Genomic DNA, 6,544 nt, shown 5'->3' with positions numbered 1-6,544 from the left:
AATGTTGATAAATATGATCATGACTATCCCAAAGTTATTTCTTTAGTTAGGCAAGAAAAACCAGATTTAGCAGTTTTCCTAGAGGTCGGGAAAAAAGGCGCTAAAGAGTTAGAAGTTTTACGAGATATTCTGCCTTACTCCATAGCTCATCAAGATGTGGATATAGATGGAACTGCCATTTACAGCAAGCTCCCTCTAGAAAATACCTCTGTTAAGTCATTGGGAGGAGGAAGAAAAAGTGTTTTAGCAAATCTTAAGATTCACGAAAAAATTCTTTCAATAATCGCGGTTCATCCTTCTAATGCGTTAGGGAAAGATTATGTTGAAGAACGAAATAGACAACTAGAAGCAATAGGAGATTATGTTGCAAAGGTCAAAAATCCTTTTTTATTAATTGGAGATTTTAATGTAACGATGTGGTCTCCCTATTATAAACGCTTCGTTAGTAAAGCCAGAGTTCGTAACGCCAGAAGAGGTTTCGGCATTATACCAACATGGTATACGTTCCATCCAGTATTATCGATTCCTATTGACCATTGTTTTGTACGTGGAGATATTAAGGTTTTGAATAGTCGCAGGGGTCGTCAGGTCGGTTCCGATCATTTGCCTTTAATCACAGATTTGTTGATTTATTAAACGATAATGTTATGGAATTTTTAACGATTCTTCTCTCTGGCTTACTCGCACTTGTCTCCCCTATCGGCATCGTGACGGATAAGATTATTGCCCATAATCTTCGCTCTCGATTAAATAAGGTCGAGCAATTGCAAGTTCGTGTGGACAATGCCCCCAGCTATCAGTTAGTACAAGGTAAAGTAGACCGAGTACGGATTGCAGGGCGAGGATTATGGCTCACTCCGGATATTCGCATTGGGGCGTTGGAAATAGAAACAGACCCCCTGAATGTGGATTTACAACGTCTCAGGCAGGGGGGGCAGAAGTCACCCAAGGCGGCGCTACGGCAACCAGCACAAGCGGGGGTACGTTTAGCTCTTACTGAGGCCGATATCAATAAAGCTTTGCAGTCACCAGCTATTATGGCTCGATTGCGAGTTCTGGGTAGTCGCTTTTTGGGAGGTTCACCGGAGGCTTATGAGGTTCTCAATCCCCGGATGGATTTTTTGGGCAACAACCGCATCCGTTTTCAGGTCGAGTTGCGCCAAAAAGAGGCCGAAACGACAACGCTCCTGGTGGAGTCGGGACTGAGCTTTACTGCTGGACACAGCTTGAAACTCATGGAACCATCGGTTAGCGTGAATGGGCGATCGCTCTCACCTATTTTAATTGCAGGGTTCTCTGAGGGTATAAGTAGACGCTTCGATCTCCGCACCTTGGAAGAGGCAGGGATTACGGCACGAGTCTTACAATTAAAGATAGATACGGATGAGTTAGGAGTAGCAGCGTTTGTCCGAGTTGATGCCTCAAACCCGTCGTCTGCATCTATCACAGGGGCGCGTCGTTCATAAAGTATCGTGTTCAGGTGTCTTATGTAAAACCTCTGTACGCCCATGTTCTCTAATTTTCATGGAGGTTTCTCGGTATGCAAGACCAACACAACACTCGTCGCATTCCTCTAGGTCTAATTGCTAGTGTCTCTGCTGCATTAGTTACAGCAGGCGCAGGTGCAACTTGGTGGGTTTGGAATTCAAGTCAGCCGTCTCAAACCACACCCCCCCAGACAACCACGCAAGCACCCACAACATCTCAACCCGCTAATCCGATCCAGCCCTCACCTAAATCCGCCCAGCCTGCCGCTGAGGAAAGCGTGAATGTTTATTGGGTCAATAATGTCAATAACCGAATAGAGGTAGTTCCCAGTTCGGTCACCTTAAAGAAGGCCGATAAACCCAGTGACATCTTGGAGGGAGCATTTACGAGTTTATTGGCAGGGCCCGTGAACCCCGCTTTTGCCACAACGATTCCTAAAGGAACAAAGCTGAAGAATGTCGCGTTGGAAGCTGATGGCGTTCATGTAGATTTGTCCAAAGAATTTACCGATGGTGGCGGCAGCGCCTCAATGACGGGTCGGGTGGCGCAGGTTATCTACACAGCCAGCAGTTTAGATCCAGCCGCTAAGGTTTGGATTTCTGTAGAAGGGAAGCCTCTGGAAGTTTTAGGGGGAGAGGGCTTAATGCTAGATCAGCCTATCACTCGTGAAACTTTCGAGAAAAACTTTAATCTATAGCGTTTTTCCAGCTAGGACAACGTGAGGTTAGGCGCTAGGAGGGGTTTCGCTCTCTCTCTCTTAATCTTTAATAACAACAGCCCGTGAAGAAAGCTGTCTCCTAAATTGATAGGCTGGAGTAAGTCTAAGGCTACTCCTTATTGGCGAGGCTGAAGTCTCGAAAATGGCGGGCTTGCTGCTCAATTCGTGTGGCGAGGCGATCGCAAACCAAATTACAAAGCTCAAAAATTAACTCATCTTCTACTTTGTAGTAAGCCGATGTGCCTTCCGATCGGCGGCTAAGGATGCCGGCTTGTAGCATCACCTTGAGGTGCTTTGATACATTCGCCTGACTCGTGGCTGTTGCCTCTACTAGCTCTTGTACACATTTTTCGCCTTCCCGTAGCAAATTTAAAATTCGCAGACGCATTGGCTCACTCAAGATACTAAAATATTCAGCAACTTGTTGTACTACTTCTTGTGGTACAGTGTTCGCGGTGGGCATCCCTATATCCCGAACTAAGTGATCCCCAAATTTTACCAGCTATTGTTACTCTATTTATAACAATGGAGTAATCTTCAAGGAATCCTTACAGAAACCTGGCGAGAAAGCCCACGAAGGCGAAGATTGGTCAATTTAGTCTGGATTTAATTAACCCGGATTAATCCGCATCAACGGCTGATCGTACTCGACAGGCTCTCCGTTCTGTACCAAAAGTTCCATTACTTGTCCAGACACCTCAGCTTCAATTTCATTCATCAGCTTCATGGCTTCAATAATGCAAATAGTTTGACCTGTGCGGATGCGATCGCCCACTTCCACATAAGGGGGTTCATCCGGAGCCGGCGAGCGGTAGAATGTCCCGACCATTGGGGATTTAACTTCTATCCATTTGGAGTCTAAGACAGGCGCAGCCGCTGATGGTGGTGCTGTTGGGGGCTCTCCCGTTGCGATCGCAATTGGAGGAGTCAGTGCTGTCTGCATGACAACAGGTTGGGTTTGTGTACTGACAAATCCCGAAGTCGTGTTGCCACCAGGACTACTCAGCGCTGGGGCAACACTAGTTGTTGTCGGAATGCCTTTACGCACTGTCAGTTCAAAATCAGCACTTTTTAAGGTTAATTCCGCAATATCGGTTTGAGCGATCGCGGTTAGCAGTTCGCGAAGTTGATTAAAGTCTAATGTCACAACTAAATCAGGAGCTAGGGGCGAGAAATACGTTGAAGGTTGAAGGTTGAAGGTTTGAAGGTTGTTAGCGCAGCGCCGGAGATCATACGAGGACTTAGCCCAGGTTGTCTTCCCCACGGTCAACTTGTCAACATGCAACCTGAGACTTGCCAACGTTCAACCCACCCCGATGCTTCTTGCCTGGTCAAAACAGTTTATTCGCGACCCAAGTAGGAGTCGTTACGAGTGTCGATTTTAATGCGCTCTCCTATTGAAATAAAGAGAGGAACCATCACCTGAGCACCCGTGGAAACAATCGCTGGTTTCGTACCGCCAGTTGCGGTATCGCCTTTGACACCGGGGTCGGTATCAGTAACTTCCAGCACTACAGAGTTGGGAAGTTCTACTTCAAGAACTTGTTCACCCCAGGTAACAACATTGACCTCCATCCCTTCACTGAGATACTTGACGCGTTCGCCAATCTGAGACGAGTTCAGACGACTTTCTTCATACGTTTCCATATCCATGAAGACAAACTGGTCAGCCTCTTTGTAGGTATGCTGCATTGTTCGCTTTTCTAGATTGGCTTGGGGTACCGTTTCCCCAGCGCGGAAGGTTTTCTCAACAACACTTCCACTTTGCACGTTTTTCAGCTTTGTACGAACGAAGGCGGAACCCTTTCCAGGCTTAACGTGGAGAAACTCCACTACCCGCCATACAGACCCATCCAACTCAATCGTGACACCAGGGCGAAAGTCGTTACTAGAAATCATGAACCTGTTTCAAAGGGCAGAACAAGATGCTCGATAGCCAAGCGTAGCGAGTCTATCGGCACTTTATTTTACCTCTGTTGCGGTCATCCAAGTGTTTAAGGTGGGAAAGTTGGAAAATTGTTCGCGTAGCGTTCCCCGTAGGGGTAGGTTGGAAAACTTACCATCTGCCAACCTACTCGTCCTGTAACCAACGAACCTGTAACCAGCGAACCTTCAACCTGCAGCCTTCTAACGTGTAACCCTTCATGGCAATATGAAAAATAAAGTTCTTTCATGCTGTGGATAAGCCTCAAACCTAATGGTGCGAAGTCTTCAGTGATATAGCTATGCGATTTTCAAAAATTCTCAAGCTTGATTGGTACAAACGCTTGACACAGACCAGCCTCCTAGCGCTGCTCTTGGTTACGCTCTCCTTCGGTCTCTCTGGGGCTTGGTGGGATTCGGGCAACAGCCAACCCGCCCGTGAAAGCCGATTACCCGTGGGAAATGCGATCACAGATGGCAAAGCCTTGTTGCGATACTCGCTACCGATTGATAATCAGCCCGTGCGGGATATTCAAGCCAGTCTTGAAGATATCTCCACACAACTACGGGCTAAGCGCTGGAGTCCGGTCGGTAGAGATGTTACCAAAGCGGCTACGATTTTGAGCGATCGCGCAGAAAAACTTCTGGCTGACATTCTAGAGGAGAAACAACCCCAAGCCGAAGCCTTGATTGCTGAAATGAATCAAGGCATAACCTCACTCCGAGAAGCCGTTGAAGCAAAGGACAGGGAAAAGATTTCCATTCTGCGGGGTCAGCTCCTGACTCAAGTGGGTGAACTCGAAGAGATGATGATGGGGGACTTTCCCTTTGAGGTACCTTCGGAGTACAGTAACCTGCCTCAACTCAAAGGTCGCGCTACGGTGGAGATGACCACCAACAAAGGTAACTTAACGGTAGTGGTCGATGGCTACAGTGCCCCTGTTACAGCGGGTAATTTTGTGGACTTGGTTCAGCGGGGTTTTTATAACGGACTGGAGTTTATCCGCGCTGAAGACTTCTACGTATTGCAAGTTGGCGATCCACCGGGAAAAGAAGAGGGTTTTGTTGACCCCACAACGGGTGAATACCGAGCAATTCCCCTAGAAGTCCTCGTCAGAGGAGACTCAGAGCCAGTTTATGGCATTACCTTAGAAGACGCGGGTCGTTACCGGGATCAGCCGGTGCTACCCTTCTCGGCCTATGGTACTGTCGCAATGGCGCGTCCAGGAGATGACCCGAATGGTGGCTCCTCTCAGTTCTTCTTCTTCCTGTTTGAACCCGAACTGACTCCAGCCGGTCTCAACCTCCTCGATGGACGTTATTCCGTCTTTGGTTACCTCGTCCAGGGCAAAGAGGTACTCGAAAAGCTCAAAGAGGGTGATGTCATCGAATCCGCTAAAGTTGTTAAGGGCGCGGAGAATTTAGTCACGCCACAAGTCGCACAGGGTTCATCTGGGCAAAAGCAAACAGCCACAAAGCGGGATGAAATTGAATCCGCTAAAGTGGTTGAAGAGGCTGAGAATTTAGTAGATTCGCAAGTTACTCAGGCTATAGCCGAGCCAGAAGCGGTAATCACCCCTGATTCTCAACCCGCGATACTTGATACCCCAACCTCGTAGTTGCTCGATTCTCAATGCCAATTGTTGACCTCCTACTCGTGATTACGCTCGTCATTCTGGCGGGCGTATTCTTGCGTGTTGGCCCCCTAAATCGCCAGCAGCAGTTGGAAACGGCCTTCAATCGTCAGCAGTTGGATGATGCTTTCTATCAGCTCCTAGAAGAACAAAGCAGTTGTATTTCTCTGATTCAGCTAACGGCAGCATCGAGGGTAGATGTGGAGCAAGCGCGGAAGTATTTAGATCGTCAGGTGAAGATGTTTGGAGCGGTTCCCGAAGTAGATGCTGATGGGGACACCTTCTATCGCTTCCCTAAGATTCAGCGGCGTCCTCGTGCGGATAAATCGGCATGAGTGATGAATTGTCCTCCCTACTCGTTCGAGATATTGGGGAACAGGGACTTCTGGAACGCTTGCAGCGATTTTGTCCTAGAGATATTGTGGGCGATGATGCTGCCGTCCTTTCATTTCCAGAGTCGGGGCAATCGTTGGTCGTGACAACCGATGTTTTGGTGGATGGAGTGCATTTTAGCGATCGCACAACCTCACCCGAAGATGTCGGTTGGCGTGCGGCGGCGGCTAATTTATCGGATTTAGCCGCAATGGGAGCCTCTCCCCTCGGAATTACTGTTGGTTTAAGTATTAGGAGTGAGACTTCAGTTAGTTGGGTAGAGAGAGTCTACCAGGGTTTAACGGGTTGCTTGCAGGAGTACGATACAGAGATTGTTGGGGGTGATGTGGTGCGATCGCCTGTTATCAGTATCGCAATTACCGCTTTCGGTCAAGCCTCCCCTTCCCGG

Annotated in this window: 9 protein-coding genes; 6 read left to right on the top strand and 3 right to left on the bottom strand. The window is 48.0% G+C overall.

The window, feature by feature from the left end:
• From V6C93_RS38010 to V6C93_RS38000, 3 genes are all read left to right on the top strand, one after another.
• Positions 1 to 636 (top strand): endonuclease/exonuclease/phosphatase family protein (locus tag V6C93_RS38010; RefSeq protein WP_333481888.1); only part of this gene is annotated, 636 nt, incomplete at its 5' end.
• 11 nt (positions 637 to 647) lie between these two features.
• Positions 648 to 1,466 (top strand): DUF2993 domain-containing protein, encoded by an 819-nt coding sequence (locus V6C93_RS38005; RefSeq protein ID WP_333481887.1) that lies wholly within the window; start codon positions 648 to 650, stop codon positions 1,464 to 1,466.
• Positions 1,467 to 1,540: 74 nt separating this feature from the next.
• Complete coding sequence (locus V6C93_RS38000; RefSeq protein WP_333481886.1) at positions 1,541 to 2,185, top strand: GerMN domain-containing protein; 645 nt, start codon at positions 1,541 to 1,543, stop codon at positions 2,183 to 2,185.
• Positions 2,186 to 2,315: 130 nt separating this feature from the next.
• Here the strand turns inward: V6C93_RS38000 and V6C93_RS37995 are convergent, their stop codons facing one another.
• The 3 genes from V6C93_RS37995 to efp form a co-directional block, all read right to left on the bottom strand.
• Entirely contained in the window at positions 2,316 to 2,669 is a 354-nt protein-coding gene (locus V6C93_RS37995; protein ID WP_333481885.1) for a metalloregulator ArsR/SmtB family transcription factor, read from the bottom strand.
• Between the two features lie 147 nt (positions 2,670 to 2,816).
• Complete coding sequence (gene accB / locus V6C93_RS37990) at positions 2,817 to 3,353, bottom strand: acetyl-CoA carboxylase biotin carboxyl carrier protein (RefSeq protein ID WP_349262974.1); 537 nt, start codon at positions 3,351 to 3,353, stop codon at positions 2,817 to 2,819.
• A 194-nt stretch (positions 3,354 to 3,547) separates the two neighbouring features.
• Positions 3,548 to 4,105 carry an elongation factor P gene (gene efp, locus V6C93_RS37985; protein ID WP_333481883.1) on the bottom strand — a complete coding sequence of 186 codons (558 nt, stop codon included), beginning with the start codon at positions 4,103 to 4,105 and terminating at the stop codon, positions 3,548 to 3,550.
• 326 nt (positions 4,106 to 4,431) lie between these two features.
• Here efp and V6C93_RS37980 point away from each other — a divergent pair, with 326 nt between their 5' ends.
• The 3 genes from V6C93_RS37980 to V6C93_RS37970 form a co-directional block, all read left to right on the top strand.
• Positions 4,432 to 5,748 (top strand): peptidylprolyl isomerase, encoded by a 1,317-nt coding sequence (locus tag V6C93_RS37980; protein ID WP_333481882.1) that lies wholly within the window; start codon positions 4,432 to 4,434, stop codon positions 5,746 to 5,748.
• A 14-nt stretch (positions 5,749 to 5,762) separates the two neighbouring features.
• Positions 5,763 to 6,098: a hypothetical protein gene (locus V6C93_RS37975; RefSeq protein WP_333481881.1), complete on the top strand. Its 336-nt coding sequence runs from the start codon at positions 5,763 to 5,765 to the stop codon at positions 6,096 to 6,098.
• A partial coding sequence (locus tag V6C93_RS37970; protein ID WP_333481880.1) for an AIR synthase related protein occupies positions 6,095 to 6,544 on the top strand: 450 nt, incomplete at its 3' end. The genes V6C93_RS37975 and V6C93_RS37970, both read left to right, overlap by 4 nt.

The sequence above is a fragment of the Allocoleopsis sp. genome (assembly GCF_036703385.1).
In the GTDB taxonomy this organism is placed as follows: domain Bacteria; phylum Cyanobacteriota; class Cyanobacteriia; order Cyanobacteriales; family Coleofasciculaceae; genus Allocoleopsis.
This window is presented reverse-complemented; position numbering and strand designations above follow the sequence as displayed.

Coding starts and splice junctions, on each gene's coding strand:
- V6C93_RS38005 (WP_333481887.1), top strand. CDS start 648: ATGGAATTTTTAACGATTCTTCTCTCTGGCTTACTCGCACTTGTCTCC.
- V6C93_RS38000 (WP_333481886.1), top strand. CDS start 1,541: ATGCAAGACCAACACAACACTCGTCGCATTCCTCTAGGTCTAATTGCT.
- V6C93_RS37995 (WP_333481885.1), bottom strand. CDS start 2,669: ATGCCCACCGCGAACACTGTACCACAAGAAGTAGTACAACAAGTTGCT.
- efp (WP_333481883.1), bottom strand. CDS start 4,105: ATGATTTCTAGTAACGACTTTCGCCCTGGTGTCACGATTGAGTTGGAT.
- V6C93_RS37980 (WP_333481882.1), top strand. CDS start 4,432: ATGCGATTTTCAAAAATTCTCAAGCTTGATTGGTACAAACGCTTGACA.
- V6C93_RS37975 (WP_333481881.1), top strand. CDS start 5,763: ATGCCAATTGTTGACCTCCTACTCGTGATTACGCTCGTCATTCTGGCG.